The 21,067-nt window shown below is 35.9% G+C and carries 25 protein-coding genes; 23 read left to right on the top strand and 2 right to left on the bottom strand.

The features are described 5' to 3' along the window. Window positions 1-33 precede the first annotated feature (33 nt). The 4 genes from E7Z77_RS05955 to E7Z77_RS05940 all read left to right on the top strand — a co-directional run bounded on the left by E7Z77_RS05955 (window position 34) and on the right by E7Z77_RS05940 (window position 5,047). Window positions 34-810, top strand: a complete 777-nt coding sequence (locus E7Z77_RS05955; protein WP_292751393.1) for a zinc-ribbon domain-containing protein — start codon at window positions 34-36, stop codon at window positions 808-810. Window positions 811-830: 20 nt separating this feature from the next. Then, window positions 831-1,220, top strand: coding sequence for a DUF126 domain-containing protein (locus tag E7Z77_RS05950; protein WP_292751390.1), 390 nt, complete (start codon window positions 831-833; stop codon window positions 1,218-1,220). Window positions 1,221-1,227: 7 nt separating this feature from the next. Continuing rightward, the gene (locus tag E7Z77_RS05945; protein ID WP_292751386.1) at window positions 1,228-2,442 is read left to right on the top strand and encodes an amidohydrolase family protein; all 1,215 of its coding nucleotides are present in this window, start codon (window positions 1,228-1,230) and stop codon (window positions 2,440-2,442) included. A 109-nt stretch (window positions 2,443-2,551) separates the two neighbouring features. Continuing rightward, a complete protein-coding gene (locus E7Z77_RS05940) occupies window positions 2,552-5,047 on the top strand; it encodes a heavy metal translocating P-type ATPase (RefSeq protein WP_292751383.1) in 2,496 nt (831 codons plus the stop codon). A 32-nt stretch (window positions 5,048-5,079) separates the two neighbouring features. Here the strand turns inward: E7Z77_RS05940 and purB are convergent, their stop codons facing one another. After that, entirely contained in the window at window positions 5,080-6,429 is a 1,350-nt protein-coding gene (purB, locus tag E7Z77_RS05935; RefSeq protein ID WP_292751380.1) for an adenylosuccinate lyase, read from the bottom strand. A 145-nt stretch (window positions 6,430-6,574) separates the two neighbouring features. Here purB and E7Z77_RS05930 point away from each other — a divergent pair, with 145 nt between their 5' ends. From E7Z77_RS05930 to trpA, 10 genes are all read left to right on the top strand, one after another. Then, the gene (locus E7Z77_RS05930) at window positions 6,575-6,778 is read left to right on the top strand and encodes a helix-turn-helix transcriptional regulator (protein WP_292751377.1); all 204 of its coding nucleotides are present in this window, start codon (window positions 6,575-6,577) and stop codon (window positions 6,776-6,778) included. A 269-nt stretch (window positions 6,779-7,047) separates the two neighbouring features. Next, entirely contained in the window at window positions 7,048-7,662 is a 615-nt protein-coding gene (locus E7Z77_RS05925; RefSeq protein ID WP_292751374.1) for a CPBP family intramembrane glutamic endopeptidase, read from the top strand. A 23-nt stretch (window positions 7,663-7,685) separates the two neighbouring features. After that, window positions 7,686-8,087, top strand: a complete 402-nt coding sequence (locus E7Z77_RS05920) for a hypothetical protein (RefSeq protein ID WP_292751371.1) — start codon at window positions 7,686-7,688, stop codon at window positions 8,085-8,087. 99 nt (window positions 8,088-8,186) lie between these two features. After that, window positions 8,187-9,683, top strand: coding sequence for an anthranilate synthase component I (trpE, locus tag E7Z77_RS05915; RefSeq protein ID WP_292751368.1), 1,497 nt, complete (start codon window positions 8,187-8,189; stop codon window positions 9,681-9,683). Next, a complete protein-coding gene (locus tag E7Z77_RS05910) occupies window positions 9,680-10,264 on the top strand; it encodes an aminodeoxychorismate/anthranilate synthase component II (RefSeq protein WP_292751366.1) in 585 nt (194 codons plus the stop codon). The genes trpE and E7Z77_RS05910 overlap by 4 nt, the downstream gene beginning before the upstream one ends. Continuing rightward, window positions 10,261-11,268 (top strand): anthranilate phosphoribosyltransferase, encoded by a 1,008-nt coding sequence (gene trpD, locus E7Z77_RS05905; RefSeq protein ID WP_292751364.1) that lies wholly within the window; start codon window positions 10,261-10,263, stop codon window positions 11,266-11,268. The genes E7Z77_RS05910 and trpD overlap by 4 nt, the downstream gene beginning before the upstream one ends. Window positions 11,269-11,273: 5 nt before the next feature. Beyond that, the gene (trpC, locus tag E7Z77_RS05900) at window positions 11,274-12,050 is read left to right on the top strand and encodes an indole-3-glycerol phosphate synthase TrpC (RefSeq protein WP_292751361.1); all 777 of its coding nucleotides are present in this window, start codon (window positions 11,274-11,276) and stop codon (window positions 12,048-12,050) included. Then, complete coding sequence (locus E7Z77_RS05895; RefSeq protein ID WP_292751359.1) at window positions 12,043-12,642, top strand: phosphoribosylanthranilate isomerase; 600 nt, start codon at window positions 12,043-12,045, stop codon at window positions 12,640-12,642. The genes trpC and E7Z77_RS05895 overlap by 8 nt, the downstream gene beginning before the upstream one ends. Then, the gene (gene trpB / locus E7Z77_RS05890; protein ID WP_292751356.1) at window positions 12,639-13,823 is read left to right on the top strand and encodes a tryptophan synthase subunit beta; all 1,185 of its coding nucleotides are present in this window, start codon (window positions 12,639-12,641) and stop codon (window positions 13,821-13,823) included. The genes E7Z77_RS05895 and trpB overlap by 4 nt, the downstream gene beginning before the upstream one ends. Continuing rightward, window positions 13,816-14,586 (top strand): tryptophan synthase subunit alpha, encoded by a 771-nt coding sequence (gene trpA, locus E7Z77_RS05885; protein ID WP_292751353.1) that lies wholly within the window; start codon window positions 13,816-13,818, stop codon window positions 14,584-14,586. The genes trpB and trpA overlap by 8 nt, the downstream gene beginning before the upstream one ends. Here the strand turns inward: trpA and E7Z77_RS05880 are convergent. Then, window positions 14,581-14,952 (bottom strand): putative zinc-binding protein, encoded by a 372-nt coding sequence (locus E7Z77_RS05880; RefSeq protein WP_292751350.1) that lies wholly within the window; start codon window positions 14,950-14,952, stop codon window positions 14,581-14,583. The two genes, trpA and E7Z77_RS05880, sit on opposite strands and share 6 nt — an antisense overlap. A gap of 101 nt (window positions 14,953-15,053) precedes the next feature. Here E7Z77_RS05880 and pcn point away from each other — a divergent pair, with 101 nt between their 5' ends. The 9 genes from pcn to E7Z77_RS05835 all read left to right on the top strand — a co-directional run bounded on the left by pcn (window position 15,054) and on the right by E7Z77_RS05835 (window position 21,008). Then, window positions 15,054-15,788 (top strand): proliferating cell nuclear antigen (pcna), encoded by a 735-nt coding sequence (pcn, locus tag E7Z77_RS05875; protein ID WP_292751347.1) that lies wholly within the window; start codon window positions 15,054-15,056, stop codon window positions 15,786-15,788. A 54-nt stretch (window positions 15,789-15,842) separates the two neighbouring features. Continuing rightward, a complete protein-coding gene (locus E7Z77_RS05870) occupies window positions 15,843-16,712 on the top strand; it encodes a hypothetical protein (RefSeq protein WP_292751344.1) in 870 nt (289 codons plus the stop codon). A gap of 217 nt (window positions 16,713-16,929) precedes the next feature. Then, a complete protein-coding gene (locus E7Z77_RS05865; protein WP_292751341.1) occupies window positions 16,930-17,208 on the top strand; it encodes a 50S ribosomal protein L44e in 279 nt (92 codons plus the stop codon). 8 nt (window positions 17,209-17,216) lie between these two features. Beyond that, window positions 17,217-17,396 (top strand): 30S ribosomal protein S27e, encoded by a 180-nt coding sequence (locus tag E7Z77_RS05860; protein WP_067044971.1) that lies wholly within the window; start codon window positions 17,217-17,219, stop codon window positions 17,394-17,396. Window positions 17,397-17,458: 62 nt separating this feature from the next. Then, window positions 17,459-18,253 carry a translation initiation factor IF-2 subunit alpha gene (locus E7Z77_RS05855; RefSeq protein WP_292751339.1) on the top strand — a complete coding sequence of 265 codons (795 nt, stop codon included), beginning with the start codon at window positions 17,459-17,461 and terminating at the stop codon, window positions 18,251-18,253. A gap of 10 nt (window positions 18,254-18,263) precedes the next feature. Then, entirely contained in the window at window positions 18,264-18,431 is a 168-nt protein-coding gene (locus E7Z77_RS05850; RefSeq protein ID WP_292751336.1) for an RNA-protein complex protein Nop10, read from the top strand. Window positions 18,432-18,436: 5 nt separating this feature from the next. Beyond that, complete coding sequence (locus E7Z77_RS05845) at window positions 18,437-19,207, top strand: proteasome assembly chaperone family protein (protein WP_292751333.1); 771 nt, start codon at window positions 18,437-18,439, stop codon at window positions 19,205-19,207. 30 nt (window positions 19,208-19,237) lie between these two features. Then, on the top strand, window positions 19,238-19,798 hold the full coding sequence (locus E7Z77_RS05840) for a DUF2112 family protein (RefSeq protein WP_292751330.1): 561 nt from the start codon (window positions 19,238-19,240) through the stop codon (window positions 19,796-19,798). Window positions 19,799-19,820: 22 nt separating this feature from the next. Next, window positions 19,821-21,008 (top strand): TIGR00375 family protein, encoded by a 1,188-nt coding sequence (locus tag E7Z77_RS05835; RefSeq protein ID WP_292751327.1) that lies wholly within the window; start codon window positions 19,821-19,823, stop codon window positions 21,006-21,008. The last annotated feature ends 59 nt before the right edge of the window (window positions 21,009-21,067 follow it).

Raw genomic sequence — 21,067 nt, 5'->3', positions numbered from 1 at the left:
TTATTATAAATAAATTAATATCAGATGTTTAAAATGGTAATTTGTCCAGATTGTGGAAAAGAAGTAAAAGATGCAAAATTCTGTTCCAACTGTGGAAGTCGTCTTCCAGAAGTTGCTGATGCTGTTTCCGAAGAAAAAATCGACGATGCTATTGGTAAAGAAGTAGTTGAAGATGTTCCTGTTGAAGAAGTTGAAGCTATTGAAGAGGAAGCTGTTGAGGAAGTTCCTGTGGAAGAGGTTCTTGAAGGGCCTGCTGAGGAAGTTGAAGCTATTGAAGAGGAATCTGTCGATGATGTTGTTGAGGAAAAAGAGGAAATCATCGAAGAACCAATCGAAGAAAAAGAAGAAGCAGTAGATGTCAATGTTGTTAAAAAATCTAAATTTTGCCCTAACTGTGGAAATGAAGTTACTCCAGAAACAGTTTTCTGCTCTAAATGTGGTTTCAGATTAATTGGTGAGGAAAAACCACAAACAAAATTCTGCCAAAATTGTGGTAAAAAAATAGACATCAACGCTGAAATATGTCCTCATTGTGGTGTTAGGGTAGCTAATAGGCCGGCTTCTGAAGAGAAAAATGTGCTTCTATCACCAATCTTAAGCTTTTTATTCCCTGGTCTTGGTCATTTGTATCTTGGTTTAAGCAAAAAAGGAATTTCATTTATTCTTGCTTATATTGTTTCAGCTATTCTCATTTTTTTATTCATAGGTATCGTTTTAATGATAGCAGTATGGCTCGGGGCTTTGATTGATTCAATCAAATCAACTGAAGCCATTAACCGCGGGGAATATGTTGAAGATAAGTTATTCTAATCTCATTTATTGGTGATTAAATGATTGAATGTAGAAATATTGCAAAAGGAAAAGGAAAAGGAGAATTAATTGTTTCATCTGAACCCATAAGCTTTTTAGGTGGAGTCAATCCTGAAACAGGTGTGATAATTGATCCAACACATGAATTAAAAGGTGAATGCATAAAGGATAAAGTCTTATTCATCCCGGGAGGTAAAGGCTCAACAGTCGGGTCATATGTTATTTTCCAGATGATGAAGAACAATACTGCTCCTAAAGCCATTATATGTCTTAATGCAGAACCGATTATAGCAACTGGAGCAATCATGTCAGATATTCCAATGGTTGATTCACCTTCTGAAACTAAAGATTTGACAACTGGAACTTTAGTTGAAGTGGATGGGGACAATGGAACAATAGAAATATTATAGTGATAACATGCAAACTCTAATTGAGAATGTAAACATCTTAAATCCGAATGAGGACATCAGGACTCATCAGAATGTATTAATCGAAGACAAATTTATTAAAGAAATCTCATCAGGCAAAATAGCCACTAAAACTGATGTAAAGGTTATTGATGGTGAGGACAACTTTTTGCTTCCGGGTTTTATTGATTGCCACACACACATTTTCGCAAAAGGTTTCCACAAGGAAGAAAACATGGCAAATCCATTAGGAATTCATTTTTACAATGCGGTTCCTCACTCTTTACAAACAGTCAATGCAGGTGTTACAACAATTAGGGATTGTGGTTCAGCAGATTTAAGTTTTAAGTTGGCTCAACAACGAGGGCTTTTTATAGCCCCCAAAGTCCATCTGTCAATCACTCCGTTAGTGATGACAGGAGGACATTTTGATCTGCTTCTTCCTTCAGGATGGGACATGGAAATAATGTATCCGGGGTTTCCAAAAGGAAGATGCGACGGTGTTGAGGAAGTTCTGAAAAAGACCCGTGAAGTTAAAAGGGCAGGTGCTGATTTTATCAAGGTGATGTGCAGCGGCGGTGTTTTGACTACAAACACCTCTCCCGAATTCGCACAATTCAACAAAAAGGAACTTAAGACAATCGTCAATGAGGCTGCTGTGAACAATATGAAAGTTTCAGCTCATTGCCATAGTTTAAAAGGAATGAACAATTGTATTGATGCAGGATTTTCCTCAATTGAACATGGAACATTCATTGATAAAAAAACATCCTGCAAAATGGCTAAAAACAATGTAAGTTTGGTTCCGACACTTCTTGTTCATCAATTTTTATATAAGAGCGGATTTCCGGCATGGGATAATTATGCAGAAGAGAAAACCGCTAAATTAAAGGAAGTAGTTAAAGTCCACAAGGAAAACATTTCAACCGCTTACCAGGAAGGCGTTAACATTTTGATGGGAACAGATAGTGGGGTCATTCCTCATGGACATAACCTGGAAGAATTGGTTCATTTAACAGACATCGGAATGAGTGAAGCTGAAGCACTGGCCAGCGGTACAATTAAGGCTGCGGAATTTTTAGGAAAAGATGATTTGGGAATCATTAAGGAAAATTACGTGGCGGACTTGATTTTAGTCAATTCAAATCCTATGGATGACATTTCTATTTTAAGTGATAACGATAACGTTTTAATTGTCATTCAGGACGGCAAATTGGTAAAATAAATATATTATAACTTATTTTTAATTTTTAAACATTATTTAGTATAACCTAAACTTTTATAATATTTGAAATAGATATTTAGTTTTATAGAATTGAAACGGTTGTGATACTTTGGTAAAGCATAAGCATATGGATTTGCCAATTGAAGGAATGCACTGTGCTTCATGTGTCTTAAGCGTCAATAAAACCTTTGGAAGGATTGAAGGTGTAGAAGAGGTTGATGCGGACCTTGCGGCAAACAAATTACACATTACAGTTGATACTAAAAAGATTTCCTATGAAGAGATTGAGAGGTTAGTTAAGAATCTTGGTTTTGATCTTCACTCTGATGAAATGACAATAAGGATTCAGGGGATGCATTGCGCTTCATGCACAATGAATGTTGAGAATTTTTTAATCAGGTTAGACGGGATTTTTGACGTTAAGGCTGATTTGACTTCACAATCTGCAAGAATAAGATATGATTCATCTAAAGTAACATTGGATGAAATTGATGAGGTAATCACTTCGTTGGGTTTTGAACTTCTCGGCGTTGAAGGGCAAACGGAAATCGACGAAGAGGCAATCTACCAGCAGGACTTAAAGGAAAAACGTAACAGAATCATTGTAGGTTTAATATTTTCAGCTATTTTAATGATTTTAATGTTTAGCGGATGGGATCCGTTAATGGGATTGACCCATTCAATCCACCAGGTAACAGGCCTGCATATTTCTTCCATGGGACTTTTGTCATTAATCGTAAGTATAGGTCCTTTTTTATATGTTTCCCTACCGATTTTAAAGGCAGGAATCAACGGATTAATGCATAAAAACCTGAACATGGATGTAATGTATTCAATGGGTATCCTAGTTGCATACGTTTCAAGTATTTTAGGAACATTTGGTATTGTCCTGGACCACACATTCATGTTTTATGACTCCGCAGTAATGCTTCCGTCATTTTTGATGATAGGAAGATATCTTGAGGCAAGGGCTAAAAAAAGGACTTCCGATTCAATTCGCGAATTGATTGGCCTTCAGCCAACTGTCGCAACAGCCATAGAAATTGATGAAAACGGTGAAATAACATCTCAGAAGGAAGTTTCAATATCAGATATTGTCATTGATGATCTGCTTCTGGTAAAGCCTGGTGATAAGATACCTGTTGATGGGGATGTTGTTGGTGGAGAGTCATATGTTGATGAATCCATGATAAACGGTGAACCGATTCCTAAAGTTAAAAAAGACGGTGAAGAAGTATTTGCAGGAACCATTAATCAGGATGGTGTGCTCCACATTAAGGCAAAAAAGATTGGAAAGGAAACTGTACTGTCCAATATCATTCGCCTTGTTGAAAAGGCACAGTCATCAAGACCACCGGTTCAAAAGTTCGCAAATACAATTGTTTCATATTTCATTCCGGTTATTTTGACAATAGCCATTGTCGTATTCCTGATTTGGTACTTTGTGCTAGGTGCCTCCTTATTGTTCTCACTTACATGTCTGATTTCAATTCTGGTGGTGGCATGCCCATGTGCGCTTGGTCTTGCAACTCCAACCGCCGTTACCGTAGGTGTTGGAAGGGCTGCAGAATACGGAATCCTAATTAAAAATGGTGATACTCTGGAAAATGCAGGGCAGGTTGATGTGGCTGCATTTGACAAGACAGGTACAATAACCGAAGGAAAGCCTGAAGTGGATGATGTCATTCCATATGATGTTTCTGATGAAGAATTAATCAAGCTTGCCGCCAGTGTTGAGCAAAATTCAAATCACCCCATTGCTAAAGCTATCGTGAACAAATCCCGGGAATTAAACATTGATTTGGATTCAACATCACGCTTTGAAAATATAACCGGTAAGGGCTTAAAGGCTGAGTTAAATGGCAGCGAAGTTTTAGCGGGTAATTTGGCTTTAATGCAGTCTGAAGATGTTGAAGTCTCTTCTGAACTTGTTGATAAATATCATGAACTTGAAAAATTGTCCAAAACCATCATATTTCTGGCTAAGGACAAAAGCGTTAAGGGAATTTTAAGCCTATCTGATAAGATTAAACCAACATCCAAAAGGACAATCGAAGAGTTCCACAAGATGGGTGTTGAAACTTATATGTTGACAGGGGACAATGAATCCACTGCCTTAAATGTTGCACGTGAAGTTGGAATTGACAATGTCAAAGCAGGGGTTCTTCCTGAAAATAAGTTGGACATTGTTAAGAAAGCTCAGGCAAACCATACTAAAAAGGTTCTATTTGTTGGGGACGGCATTAATGATGCTCCTGCACTTACACAGGCAGATATCGGTGTAGCTATGGGCAACGGTACTGACATCGCTATGGAAAGCGGTGACATTGTTGTCATGGAAGGAGATTTGGAAAATGTTGTTGCCGCAGTGCAATTCTCTAAAAAGGTAATGCGTAGAATCAAGGAAAACATTTTCTGGGCATTTGCATATAACTCAATTTTAATTCCGGTTGCTGCAGGTGTGTTATATCCTGCCTTTGGAATAACATTCGAACCAGCTCTTGCAGGATTGGCTATGGCAATGAGTTCAGTAACTGTAATATCTCTTTCATTAATGCTTAAGAGGTATGTTCCTGAGATAAAAAGAAAAAATAGTAAAAATTAATTGAAATCATTCAATTAATTCTTTTTTTAATTTTAAAACCAACTTTCGGACTTTTCAAGCAGTTCATCAATGATGGTTGGTATGGATCCGATGTAGGTGTGAGGGTCCATCAGTTTATCGACATCTTCTTTGGTCAAGTATTTTTGAACTTCCTCGTCCTCTAAGATTAACTCACCAAGCAATAACTTTTCTTTGTTTGCTTTAATGGCATTTTTTCTTACAATTCCGTATGCGGTTTGTTTTCCCATTCCTGCACGGGTAAGTTCTGCCATTAACCTTTCAGCCATGATTAATCCGTTGGTTAGGTTTAGGTTTCTTTCGATGTTTTCATCGTAGAAAACTAAGTTATTCATTAATTTAATTGTTAAGTTTAAGATGTAATCGGTTAATATACAGCTTTCCGGAAACATTATCCTTTCACAGGAGGAATTGGTCAGGTCTCTTTCATGCCAAAGAGGGTTGTTGTCCAATGCGGCATTGATGAATGATTTGACAATTCTTGCCACTCCACAAATCCTTTCTGCTGTAATCGGATTCATTTTGTGCGGCATTGTACTGCTTCCGACTTGTTTTTCAGGATCGAAATATTCGCCCACTTCCATGATTTCTGTTCTTTGCAGGCTTCTGATTTCAAGAGCGATTTTATCTAAAGTACTTGCGATGTTGGCTAAAACACTAATGAATTCTACGTGATTGTCTCTTTGGACAACTTGGTTTGTTATTGTTGCTGCAGGCAATCCTAATATTTCAGCAACGGTTTTATGTATTTCCCATCCTTGTTCGCCTAAAGCGGCTGTTGTTCCTACTGCCCCGTCCATCATTCCGATACATACATTAGATTCAGCATGTTCCAGTCGTTCATATTGTCTGTGGAGTTCATCAGCCCATAGACCAAATTTCATTCCATATGTGGTTGGAAGCGCATGTTGGCCGTGTGTACGTCCTATGCAGACTTTCATCTTGTTTTCTTTTGCCAAATCAAGCATTATTTTAGTCAATCTTTCCAATTTTTCTTTCAATACTCCAATGGAATCTTTAATTAACAATGAATTTGAACTGTCTACTATATCATTGGATGTTGCTCCAAAGTGCACATATTCTCCGGCACCGTTTTCACAAACTTCTGTAATAGATTTTGATAAAGCAGCTATGTCATGGTTGGTTTCTGCTTCGATTTCTTTCATTCTTTCTAATTTAACATATTTGGTGTTTGCTTTGGCCGCAATCTCATCGGCAACCTCTTGAGGTATAATGCCGAGTTTTCCTTCAGCTTGAGCTAATGCGGATTCCACATCTAACATTTTTTGTAATTTATTCTCTTCTTCCCAAATGTTTTTCATTTCGGGTGTCCCATATCTAAATTCAATTGGGTGTATAGCCATTTTTTATCAACTCGCATAAATTATTAATTGAATAATATAATATTTAATTTTTAAATTATTATAGTTTAGGTAAACGTTTTGGAAACATTTATATTGTTTTATATAAAGATTTAATATCACTGTTATAATCATAATAGGTGGTTAGTTGGAAACAAGAATAAGACTGTTGCGCCAAAAAAAAGGCATAACCCAACAGCAACTCGCTGATTTAGCTGGTGTAACACGTCAAACAATAAATGCTTTAGAAAATGCTCGCTATAACCCTTCCTTATTATTGGCCTATCATATAACTAAGATTTTGGGTAAAAATGCTATAGAAGATGTTTTCATCTTCAATGAAGATGATTGAATGTATTATTAAATGAATAATTGATTATTTGGCTATAATTTTTAATTGTCTTTCACTTATCAGACAGTTTTATCAAAAAATTTTAGGATTGATTTTTTTATTTTTAAGTGATCCACATGTCTTTATTCAACGATAAACTTAAACAAATTAGTTTAAAAGAAGTAATTTCTTTAATGATTATTCTATTTGTTCTAATGTTTATTATTAATCGTTTGAACATTTTTCACATCGACCCGATTTTTATCAATATTTTTCTAATATGTTATATTTTGTATAAAATTGGAAATTTTTCAAGTTTAAAACATGATATTTTTGAGGCATTTTCTATTGATTTGTTTAAATATGCTCTATTTGTTGTCATATTGAATATTTTCTTATCATATGGCCTATTGTACTTGGCAGATTCAATTTTGAATATATTCCCTGCTTTAAACTTCTTAGTTTATTTGAACATGTCTTCTATTGATTTAACCTATTCAATTGTAATTTCCAGTTTTGTCGCTACAGTTTTCATATCTCCTGTTTTTGAGGAGCTATTCTTTAGGGGTATTTTTATGAATAAGTTGAACATTATTGTCCCGCCACTTTTTTCAATATTGATTATATCTCTTCTCTTTGCAGCATTGCACACTTTCGGAAATATCACTTCAGCATTTGTTTTTTCAATTTGCATGGCTATCCTGTATATTAAGACAGACAATATTGTTGTTGCGATATTGGCACACTTTTTAAATAATTTCATTGCTGAAAGCATAGTGGTTTTGGACACAAACAACCTGCTGTTTACAAATAGTGTTGTCATGGGATGTGTCTCTTTTTTAGCTATTGTGTCAGCTATTTTACTCATTGTTTCAATTGTTCGGGAATTGAATAAGATTAAATAATAGTGAATTATAGATATTCTATTATGGATTTAAGAAAAATCGGAATTGTTTTGATATTTGTTGGCATCTTTTTAACTGTCATGTTTGTAGGTAATGAGAAAGTTTTTGTTCCTGCATTGACAATAACTGTTCTGGGATTTTTCATAACTGTTGTCGGATTTGTCATACAGATTAGAAAGCAGAAGATTATCAATGATAAGTTGGACGAGGATATAGGTTCCATTCTCCAGCCTTTGATTACAAAGTATTCAAATTTGAATAAACAGTACCGCAGCGAATATGAAGGTGAAGAGTACGCTGAAAAAAGGCTTCAACTGAATAGGAATTTGGAAAAGGAAATTGCCGATAAACTCCCATATCTGGAAAGCAGGGAAATTAAAAAGATAGTAATCCAGTTCAGCAAGGAACAGGACAAAATGAATTAAATTTTTTTAAATTTTTTTATCAATGTACAAATTGTTACAACAAGGTTTTAAATAGTACATTATACTAATTATATTATGTAAAATAAAAAATGTGATATGATGTTTTCCCCAAGTTTAGATGAAGTAAAAAAAATTGCACAAAATAAGGAGTTTAAATGCATTCCAATATCTTATGAATTATTTTCAGATATTGTCACTCCAATAGGCGTTTTAAGAATTTTAAAAGGTATCAGCAAGCATGTTTACATGTTGGAAAGTGTTGAAGATTCACAAAAATGGGGAAGATACAGCTTTTTAGGATTCGATCCGATATTGGAGTTCACATGTCAGGACGGAACTGTACATATCAGGGGAGATAAGGATTTCAATGGCCTGACAGATGATGAGGAAATTATCGAAACCCGCAATCCAAGTGAAATTATTAAGGGGATTGTAAAAGAAAACAGGTCTCCAAAGCTTGATTATCTGCCTCCATTTACAGGTGGATTTGTCGGTTATTTTGCATATGACTATATCAAATACGTTGAACCGTCATTGAACTTGGATGCTGAAAACCAGGATTGCTTTAAGGACATCGATTTGATGCTATTTGATAAGGTAATTGCATTTGACAATTTCAAACAGAAAATCATTCTTATTTCCAATATCAAGACCGATGATTTGGAAAATAACTATAAAAAAGCATGTGAGGAGTTAAAAGAAATTGCTCATTTAATCAAAAATGGAAAAAAATCTAAAATTATACCACTTAGCTTACAATCAGATTTTAAGCCTATTTTTTCACGAGACAAATATTGTAAAATGGTTGATGCAGCAAAAAAATATATTTATGAGGGGGACATATTTCAAGTTGTACTCTCAAACAGGATAGAAGCGGATATTTCCGGAAGCTTGTTTGATACTTATAGGGTATTGAGAACAACCAATCCATCTCCTTACATGTTTTACTTTTCAAGTGATGACATTGAGATTGCAGGGGCATCACCTGAAACGCTAGTCAAACTAACTGATGATAAACTCTATACTTTCCCTCTTGCAGGAACAAGGCCCCGCGGTGAAACTGAAGAGGAGGACATGAACCTAGAAAAGGAATTGTTGGCGGATGAAAAGGAGTTGGCCGAACATAACATGCTTGTGGATTTGGGAAGGAATGACATTGGAAGAATTGCAGAATTTGGATCTGTAAAGGTTGACAAATATCTGTCTGTTGAGAGATTTTCTCATGTAATGCACATTGGCTCAACTGTATCCGGAACGTTGAGAAGCGATTTGGATTCGCTTTCTGCTATTGACTCAATATTGCCGGCAGGAACATTGTCCGGAGCTCCAAAGATTAGGGCATGTGAAATAATCAATGAATTGGAGGACAATAAAAGAGGAATCTACGGTGGTGCGATTGGTTATATTGATTTAAGCGGAAATATTGATACTTGCATCTCCATAAGAATTGCATTTGCACGCAACAACAAGGTTTTCATCCGTTCCGGTGCAGGAATTGTGGCGGATAGCGTCCCTGACAAGGAATTTGATGAATGCTTAAATAAGGCTAAAGCGGTTATAAATGCCTTAGAAATTGCTGATGGGGGTATTGAATGATTATTTTAATTGATAATTATGACAGTTTTTCATTTAATCTTGTTCAGCTAATTGCTGAAATCAATTCAGATATTCAAGTTTATAGAAATGATAAGATTACAATCGAAGAGATTAAAAGTTTAAATCCGGAATGCATTATTTTGTCTCCCGGACCTGGAAGGCCTGAAAATGCAGGAATCTGTGTTGATATTGTAAAGGAATTTCACAATTCAATTCCTATATTGGGGGTTTGTTTAGGCCATCAGGCAATATGTGAAGCATTAGGGGGCAGGATATCTCACGCTAAAAGATTAATGCACGGTAAATCTTCAGATATTTCCTTGGATTATGATTATATCTTTAAGGGTCTGCCTAGTGAAATTAGCGTTGGCAGGTATCATTCTTTAAGCCTGGTTAAGGATACTCTTCCTGAGTGTCTTGAAATCATTTCAAAATCAAAGGATGATGGTGAAATCATGGCTGTAAAACATGTTGATTTTAATGTCTATGGCCTTCAGTTTCATCCGGAATCTATATTAACACCTGATGGGTTAACAATTATGAGAAATTTTTTAGAAAAAGTAGATAAAGGGATTTTATGATTAAGGAAGCTATTTTAAAAGTATATAAACATGAAGATTTAACTTATGATGAAGCATATCAAACTATGGATGAAATCATGAGTGGTGAAGCAAGTGAAGTTCAAATGAGCGCCTATTTAACAGCAATGTCCATGAAAGGTGAAACAATAGATGAAATCACTGCATCCGCTGAAGCCATGAGAGCTCATTGTGTAAGATTATTGAATGACAAAGAGGTTTTGGAAATCGTCGGAACCGGAGGGGATGGATCAAACACCTTCAATATTTCAACCACATCGTCGATTGTCATTTCGGCTGCGGGTGTTCCGGTTGCAAAGCATGGAAACCGTTCCGCATCCAGCAAATGTGGTGCTGCGGATGTATTGGAGGCGCTGGGCGTCAACATTTACATAGAACCGGAAAAAAGTTTAAAATGTCTAGAAGAAATTAATTTATGTTTCTTATTTGCTCAGAATTATCATTTATCAATGAAATATGTAGCTAATGTGCGTAAAGAGCTTTCTATAAGGACAATATTTAATATTCTAGGTCCTTTAACAAATCCTGCCGGTGCTACAATGCAAGTGTTGGGAGTTTATGAAAAGGAATTGGTAGAGCCATTGATGGATGTATTGAAGAATTTGGGTGTTAAATCCGCCGTATCTGTTTATGGTATGGATGTCATGGATGAGATTTCAGTCAGTGATAAAACTTTTGTATGTGAACTTAAAGATGGTAAAACAATGTCTTATGAAATCTCACCGGAATTCTTTGGAATGGAGTTGGCATCCAAGGAAGACATTGTGGGTGGAGATGCAAAAGAGAATGCCGAAATCACCCTGTCAATATTGAAGGGTGAAAAAGGCCCAAGGAGAAACGCCGTTCTTTTGAATTCTGCTGCAGGTCTGTATGTTGCAGGAAAAGCCGAATCTTTAAGGGAAGGTGTTGCTTTAGCAGAGGATCTCATCGATTCCGGGAAAGCTTTAAGACAACTTGAAAAATTTATTGAATTTACAAACAGCTGATTATTATGTTGGATGAAATTGTTGAAAAAACAAAGGAAAGGGTTGAGAAGGCAAAAGAAATCATTCCTTTGGATGAACTTAAAAGGGAAGTATCACAATTGGAGATATCAGAGGATTTTCCATTTAAAGAGGCGCTGAGCGGAGATGATATTTCAATCATTGCGGAAGTTAAAAAGGCCTCTCCTTCAAAAGGACTGATTGCTGAAGATTTCGACTATTTAAAAATTGCAAAGGAATATGAGGAAGCCGGAGCAAGTGCCATATCAGTTTTAACAGAACCTTACTTCTTCATGGGGGATGATGATTATCTCAAGGAAATTGCCGAAGCCGTAGACATCCCCGTCCTGAGAAAGGATTTCGTTGTTGATGAATATATGATTTGGGAAGCAAAATTGCTTGGCGCTTCAGCCATTCTACTGATTGTTTCAATATTGGATATTGTTCAGCTAAAAAGATATTTGGATCTGGCTCATGATTTGGGATTGTCCGCAATTGTGGAGACTCATGACGGTGATGAAATCATGCGTGCAATGACAGTCGGAGCGGAAATCATAGGAGTCAACAACAGGAACCTAAATGATTTCACAGTTGACATTGAAAATAGTATCAGTCTACGTAGATGTGTTAGTGGAGATGTCATATTTATTTCAGAAAGCGGCATTAAAACAAAAGAAGATGTTGCTAGATTAAAAGAAAATGATGTTGATGCAGTTTTAATAGGTGAAACTTTAATGAAAAGTGATGATAAGAAGGCTATGATTTCGGAGTTGAAGAATGGTTAAAATCAAAATCTGTGGACTTAAAAGATTGGAAGATATTGAAATAGTAAACAAGTATAACCCTGATTATATTGGTTTTGTGTTCGCAGACAGTAAAAGAAAAGTTTCTCACGAATTGGCCAGTAAATTAAAGAAGAATTTGGACTCAAATATAATTTCAGTAGGTGTTTTTGTAGATTCCTCTCAGGATGAAATATTAAGCTTATTCAATGACGGAACAATTGAGATTGCACAGCTTCACGGAAGTGAAAGTGAAGAGTTCATCAGCGGTTTGAAAGATAAAACCGGCGGGGACTTGAAAATCATCAAGGCAATTGAAATGTCAAATGACATCAATTTGGAGGAATATGAAAAATCTGAAGCGGACTTTTTGCTTTTGGACAGCGGCAAGGGAAGTGGAAAAACTTTCGACTGGCGCTTGATTAGAAAAAATTTAAAAAAGGAATTTTTCCTGGCAGGAGGATTGAACAGTTCAAACATTTGTGAAGCCATAAAGGAATTTAATCCTTATGCTGTTGACTTAAGTTCCAGTCTTGAAACTGATGGATTTAAAGATGAAAATAAGATAAAGGAGATTATGGAGGTTATAAATTGAATAATGGGAGATATGGTGAGTATGGTGGTCAGTACATATCTGAAACATTAATGAATGAGCTGCTCTATTTGGAAGAGCAATATTATCATTATATGAATGATCCGGAATTTGTAAATGAGCTCAATACATTATTGAAAGAATATGCTGGAAGGCCGTCCCTATTGTATTACGCTAAACGAATGACAGAAGACCTTGGCGGAGCTAAGATTTACTTGAAACGTGAAGACCTGAATCATACAGGAGCTCACAAGATTAACAATGTTCTTGGCCAGGTTCTGCTTGCTAAAAAAATGGGAAAGACAAGGGTCATTGCCGAAACAGGTGCGGGCCAGCATGGGGTGGCAACCGCCACTGCGGCAGCACTTTTGGACATGGAATGTGAAGTGTTCATGGGGGAAGTCGATACCAAAAGGCAAGCATTGAACGTTTATAGGATGGAATTGTTGGGAGCTAAGGTTCATACAGTTAAATCAGGTACAAAAACATTAAAGGACGCGGTAAATGATGCTTTCAGAGATTGGATTGCACGCGTTCATGATACCAATTATGTAATAGGCTCTACAATGGGACCTCATCCATTTCCGATGATTGTCCGTGATTTCCAATCAGTTATCAGTGCAGAGGCACGAGAGCAGTTTCTGGAAAAAGAAGGAAAATTGCCAAATGCAGTAATTGCCTGTGTTGGAGGTGGCAGTAATGCAATGGGAGCATTTTATAATTTCATTGAAGATGAAGAGGTTAAATTAATCGGCTGTGAAGCTGGAGGAAAAGGTGTTGACACTCCATATAATGCGGCTGCATTGACCAACGGCAAAATTGGAATATTCCATGGGATGAAATCAATTTTCAACCAGGGTGATTACGGTCAGATTGCCCCTGTTTATTCAGTTTCAGCAGGCCTTGACTATCCTGGTGTAGGTCCTGAACATGCTTATCTGAGGGACTGTGGAAGAGCGGAATATGTTCCTGTCACTGATGAGGAAGCGGTGGAAGCATTCGAATACCTCTCAAAAATGGAAGGAATCATCCCAGCTATTGAAAGTGCACACGCAGTTGCTTATGCAATGAAATTGGCTCCTGAAATGGATAAGGATGAAATAATAATGATTTGTCTTTCAGGTAGGGGAGATAAGGACGTAAGATCAATTGCTGAATACAGAGGAGTTGATTTAAATGAGTAAGATACCTAATGCATTCAAGAATGGAACTGCATTTATAGGATTTTTAACAGCAGGCGACCCAACAGTAGATAAGACTGTAGAATATATTTTGGCTATGGAAGAGGCCGGATGCGATCTGATTGAAATTGGAATTCCATTTTCAGATCCGATGGCTGAAGGGGTTGTAATTCAGGATGCAAATGTAAGGGCATTGAAACATAACACCACTACTGATGATGTGTTTGATATTGTGGCAAGAGTTCGTGAAAAAACAGATATTCCATTGGTATTTTTAACTTATATCAATCCGGTATTCTTTTACGGATATGAAAAGTTCTTCAAAAGATGTGCTGAATTGGGAATTGATGGAATAATATCTCCTGACTTGCCTTATGAAGAGAAAAATGAAATTTCAGACATTGCCAAATCAAACGGTGTTGATGTCATATCCCTAATCGCTCCGACTTCCAGTGAAAGAATTAAGATGATTGCCAGTGAGGCAACAGGATTCATATATGTTGTTTCCTCCTTGGGAGTCACAGGTATGCGTGCCGAAATCAAAACGGATTTGAATGCAATTTTATCAGACATTCGTGAAGTGACAGATCTGCCATTGGCAGTAGGTTTTGGTATTAACACTCCAGAACAGGCTTCAGACATTTCTAAAATCGCTGACGGCGTTATTGTCGGAAGTGCAATTGTAAAAATAATTGAAGAGCATGGTGAAGATGCCGGTGATGCTTTAAAAGAATATGTCTCAAGCATGAAGAATGCATGTTTATAAAGAGTTTTCCAACTCTTTTTTAATTATTTTTACACATTCCTCAGCTTCATCATCTAATCTGAAAGGGTCATTTGCACAGACGCTATAATTTTCCAAAACATCAGCTGCATTAATGGTTTTGAACACATCCACTCCCTTGTTTTCTAAAATTGTATTGACGCAGTTATTTTTACAGCCGTTAACAGCTATTATAGGGTATTTTTTAAGCATCGGTGTGTTTTTATTTTCAATGTCTGCTGAAGTGGAGCCCATGCAGATAGATATTATATTTTCATTTTCTTTTTTGATATCTCCTACTGCAACGCGGCATACTAATCCATTGGCGCTCATTCCGTTGCAGGGAGCAAGTGCAATTTTTTCATCCATGAGTACTCTATGGTATGGTTACTATTTAAATTTATATGAAAAGATAAACTTATAATATATAAAAAACAAATATAAATACATTATTAATAAGAGGATTATCTATGTTTAAAGCAGAATTAAGTGATTCTAGTATACTAAAAACCAGTTTTGACGCTATTTCATCCATTGTTGATGAAGTACAGATTCAAACTGACAGTGAAGGTATGAGATTAGATGCCTTAGACCGCAGTCACATAACTTTCGTTCATTTAGAACTTAAATCTAGTTTATTTGATGAATATATTTGTGATGTTCCTGAAAAAATTAACATTGATACTGATGAATTTATGAGAGTTCTTAAAAGGGCTAAATCACAGGACAGAGTATTGATGTCTGTTGATGAAGGCAATTTCATAATTACCTTTGAAGGCGACGCTACAAGAACTTTCAAAATCAGATTGATTGATATGGAATATGATAACCCAGTTCCACCTCAAATCGATCATCCGACAAATTTCAAAGTTCGTTTCTCAATCTTAAAAGACTGTATCAACGATATTGATATCTTTTCAGACAAGATTGCTTTGCAGGTCGATGAGGATTACTTTATTGCATCCGCAGATGGTGAATTTGGTGATGCAAGCATTAAGTATCTCCATGGTGAAAATATTCAAGAACATGCAAAATCTTTATTCTCATTAGACAAGATTAGAGAAATGCTTAAAGCAGATAAATTTTCAGAGGAAGCCGAAATTAGTTTAGGTACTGACATGCCGTTAAGTTTAACCCTTAACATGGTCACCGGTGACGGTAAGCTCAGTTTCTTGCTTGCTCCTAGATTAGAAACAGATGAATAATTTCATTTGTTTTAACTTTTTTTTATTTTTAAAAGATTTTAGAGATGGTATTAAGTGGATCAATTTTATCAGGAATTGCGTAAAATTCAGAAAAAAGAACGTAATAACGCTACATTAGCTCGTGTAGAAGATAATTTCTATTCTATACTTCAGCAATACATAGATGAGCTTAAAGAAGAGGCAATGAGGGATCCATTTTCAAATGTTTCTGGAATGCTTAAGCAGGCTCAGATTATCGCAACCGAAATTTGTGAAAGGCGTGAAAAAAAGATTTCTGAGGCTGCAGTGGTAAATATCCACAGGTCCTATCATTTGTTCACTGGTAAGCCTAAGTTTGATCTGGTTGATACTACACCTTTAAATTTGACCCCTGAAGAGGAAAAATTTTATTTTTCATTGATTGATACCTTGAAAAATCATAGGAATGAAATCTCCTTGGATAAGCTCTCTGATGAGGAGGAAAAGGGAGATGTCAAAACACCTATCATCAAGCCTAAGGAAACTCAAACCAATACTTTGACTTCCAGTCCGGCCAAAGAAAGTGATGATGAGGTATTGAACAGACTGGAGGAAATAAAAAAGGCAAAACCTATCAAAGAGGAACCTAGGCAGCCTATTGAAAAACAGATTGCCAAATCTCAAGATACTTCCAATGTTCAAAAAGAGATTCCGCAGAAACCTCATGATATTGAAGAAAATCCTAATGTTTTGGATGACCAGGATGAGTTCTATGATCTGGAATCTAAAAGAATTGCTAAGGATACTCAGCTGGTTACTATGCTTGTATTTGATGATGTGGGACCTATTGTTGGGGTGGATGAAAAGGTATATGGTCCTTTCAGGCCTCAGGATTTGGTGACTTTACCATTGATTAATGCAAAAATATTTTTCAAAAATCGTAAGGGGCGCCAAGTAAAAATATAGCTATTTTTCCATTACCTTTAAATAACTTGATAAATAAATATATTTGATGTATCTATTTGTGATAATAAAAAATTATATTTTATTATAATTTGGATTTTTGCTGTATGTAGACTTGATGCGTTACAATGCAGTTTCAATCTCTACGTTTTTTGATATAAATTGAGTTTAGATAAATTCACTAATAGATTTACAATGATTTATTAATTACGGTGAAAATATGAAAATACCAAAAGAAAAAAGAACATACTGTCCTCACTGTAAAAGACACACAATTCACGAAGTGCACACTGCTAAAAAGAAAAAAGCTAGTGAATTAACCTGGGGACAAAGACAATTTAGACGTGTAACTGCTGGATATAGAGGTTACCCAAGGCCTTTACCTGCTGGAAATAAACCAGTTAAAAAATTGGATTTAAGACTTAAATGTAAAGAATGTGGTAAATCTCACATTAAACAATCTTTCAGAACAGGAAAACCTGAATTTGTAGCTAAATAGGTGGTAACATGGTTAGTAAAGGTAGAGGAAACTTTTTAAAAGTTAAATGTTTAGATTGTGATAATGAACAAGTGATTTTTGATCGTGCAGCATCTGATGTAAAATGTATCATCTGTGGTAAAACACTCGTTAAATCTCGTGGTGCAAAAGCTAAAATCACAGCACACATTGAAAAAGTTTTAAACTAGATTCCTAGTTTTTAACTTATTTTTTACTATTTTTTATATTTTTTATTAATGTTGGTGAGAGTATGGTAAGAAAAAGTCAAGAATGGCCTGATGAAGGAGAACTTATTGTCGGTACTGTTTACAAAGTTCTTAATTATGGGGCTTTTGCTAAATTAGAAGAATATCAGGGCAAAGAAGCTTTTATTCATATTTCTGAAGTATCTTCTGGTTGGGTAAAAAACATCAGAGATCATGTAAGGGAAAACCAGAAAATCGTTTGTCGTGTTCTCAGAGTTAATCCTAAAAAGGGGCATGTTGATGCTTCCTTAAAAAGAATCCGTGAAGACCAAAGAACTAAAAAAATCCAACATTGGAAAATTGAACAGAAAGCTGAAAAATTCTTAGAATTATCTGCAAAATCATTAGATAAAAGTTTGGATGAGGCTTATGATGAAGTTGGTTATGAACTCATGGACATCTTTGGTGATGTTTATGGTGCTTTTGAAACAGCTTCTGATGAAGGTGCTGAATCTCTTACTGAAGAAGGCATTCCTCAAGATTGGGCCGATGCTATTACTGAAGTAGCTAAGAAGAACATCACTCCTCCGGAAGTTCATATCAGCGGTTATGTTGATATAGAAACCTTCGTGCCAAATGGGGTTGAAATTATTATTGCCGCCCTTAAGGCTGCCGAAGATAACGGTGATGATGAAGAAGAAATCAAAGTCCAATGTGTTGGAGCACCTAGATACAGAATAACTGTAAAATCTACTGATTATATATTGGCTGAAAAGGCTCTTAAAGCAGCAGCTGATAGATGTATTGCAGTTGTTGAAGAATCTGATGGTAACGGTTCTTTCCTAAGAGAGTTAGATTAATTAGATTCTTATGAATATGAAAATGAATAAATGTCCGGAATGTGGGATTTATACTTTAAAGGATGCCTGCCCAAAATGTGGCGGGAAACTTAAAGTAATTTATCCTCCCAAATTTTCTGTTGAGGATAAATACGGGAAATATCGTCGTATACTGAAAAAAGAATCAATGAAGGAGTAATCACATTGAATGCTGCAGAAATTACTATTTTAGAAGAAGTTGAACTCGAAAATCCTATTTTCATTGAAGCATTACCTGGTCTTGGACATGTTGGTAAGTTAGCTGCGGATCATATGATCGACGAATTGGGAGCAACCAAATTTGCCGAAATATATTCTCCAACCTTTCCGCCTCAAGTCCTTATAAAGGATGAGGGAATTATTGAAAACATGCTCAATGAGTTATATTACTTAAGGGATGTTGGTGAAGACAATTTGGATTTAATTATTCTTGTGGGTAATACTCAGGCATTATCTCCAGAAGGTCAATATTTGATGTGCAAAGACATTTTAGAATTTGTTAAAGGTTATAATATTGATAGAATTTACACACTTGGTGGGATGGCTATCCCGCAACCTGTAGAAGAGCCTAAAGTTTATGGTGCTGCTACCGATGAAGCTAATATTGAATTGCTAAAAGAAGCTGAAATCGAAATCAGGTCAAATGATGGTGGAATTGTCGGAGCTTCTGGACTATTTTTAGGTTTAGGACTTCGTCAAGGAATTTCCGGAACTTGTCTTATGGGTGAAACTCCAGGTTATTTCATTGATGCCGAATCCGCTGAAGCTATCCTGAAAAAATTATCCTTATTGCTTAATTTTGAAATTAATATTGATAAGTTAGATGAAAGAGCTGAAGAAACCAGGCAAATGATTGCTAAAGCTCAACAAATGGAACAAGACTTGATTAACAGAGCTAATGCAGGAAATGCAGACGATTTAAGATATATTGGATAAAATTCAATATATTTTTTTTACTTTTTTTTTATGAATGTCATAGTTGTGCCCGATGCGGCAATGATTGTAATTCCCTTGATTGAAAAAAATGGGCATAGTTATTTATCTCCGTCAAATTTTTCCAGATATGACAATATGGACATTTGTGAGGGGAATTTCAAATTTAATCATCTGATTAATAAATACTGTTCAAGTGAACTTCCTTCCGGTGTTAGGGGAAGGCTTTTTTTGTTTTCAAAGGTTGTTGAAAGAGCTGATGCAGCCATTGTCCTTGGCAAAAGGCCCCGTCAACGTGAAAGGATGTATGATGCATTAAATGATTTGATATTGTTTGGGGGGAATGCCTGTAATAATGCCCATAGCCTTGAAGTTAAGATTGTCGAGGATTTGGATATCCCCACTTTAAAACTGACTTTTCCAACAAATCAGAATGAGCTGGTCGATTTAATAAATAAAACAAATTGTTTTTTAAGAAATCTTGAAAATATTAACGGAACAGTAAATGAAGATAAGTTAAGTGTTGATTTATCTGTTAAAAAGGAAAATATGCCTATTTTTGATGTTAAAAAATTATTGGATAATTTAATATAATTTCATTTTCTAACAGTTATATATGTTAGTGAATGCTGATTTTCATATTCATAGTTGCTTTTCTTCCGCATCTTCTAAAGACATGTTAATTAAAAATATGGCTCCTAAAGCCAAATTAAAGGGATTGCATCTTTTAGGAACTGGTGATGCATTTCATCCGGGATGGCTGGACATTGTTGAAGAAAGCACAACTTATATTGGCGATGGAATCTATGCAGCTGATGATATGAATTTTGTTTTGACAACGGAAGTTGAGGCAAAGCATAGGATTCATCATGTAATTATTATTCCGAATATTGAAATTGCTCGAGAATTGTCTGAGCGATTGGTTTCAAAGAATAAGAATACAGATGGGAGGCCAAGAACAGGATACACCGGTGCCGAACTTTTGGAAATGGTGCGTGAATATGATTGCATGATTGGTCCCGCACATGCATTCACTCCTTGGACAGGAATGTACAAATCATATGACAGCATCTATGACTGCTACGAAAAAAAGCCGGATTTTGTTGAACTGGGGCTTTCGGCCGACACATATATGGCGGATACTGTCAGTGAACTTAAGGATTTTCCTTTTCTCACAAATTCCGATGCCCATTCCCCATGGCCTCACAGGTTGGGCAGGGAATTTAATCAGATTGAACTTGAAGACATTTCATATTCTTCAATAAAAAATGCAATTGGTCATAAGCGGATTATGGCTAATTACGGTTTAGTTCCGAACCTTGGAAAGTATCATATGACCGCTTGCACAAAATGCTATAAAATAATTGATCCCGATATTGCTCGGGAAAATAAGATGAAATGCAGTTGTGGCGGGACAATTAAAAAGGGTGTTGATTATCGGATTTCTGAAATTGCTGATTATGCCGAACCAAAACATCCTGATTTTAGGCCTGAATATGTTCATCTGATGCCTTTGGCAGAATTGATAGCCAGCGTTTATGACAAGGGGGTTACAACAAAAACGGTTCAGTGCAAATGGCAAAAATTAATCGATGAATTCGTAACTGAAATAGATGTTTTAATAAATGTTCCTTTGGAGGATATTGGGAAAATCGATTCAGGCATTGCAGGCGCCATTGAAGCATTTAGAAATAAAACAATCAATATTGTTCCTGGGGGAGGGGGACAATACGGTCAGATATCATTTAACAAAGAGTTTAAAGAGAAAAAATCAGATAAAATACTTACTTTGGATAATTTTTAAAAACGGACTTGGAGGGATTTGAACCCTCGATCTTAAGATTAGGAGTCTTACGCCCTTCC

The sequence above is a fragment of the Methanobrevibacter sp. genome (assembly GCF_015062985.1).
In the GTDB taxonomy this organism is placed as follows: domain Archaea; phylum Methanobacteriota; class Methanobacteria; order Methanobacteriales; family Methanobacteriaceae; genus Methanocatella.
The sequence above is the reverse complement of the archived record's forward strand: the minus strand, read 5'-3'. Positions and strand labels throughout refer to the sequence as shown.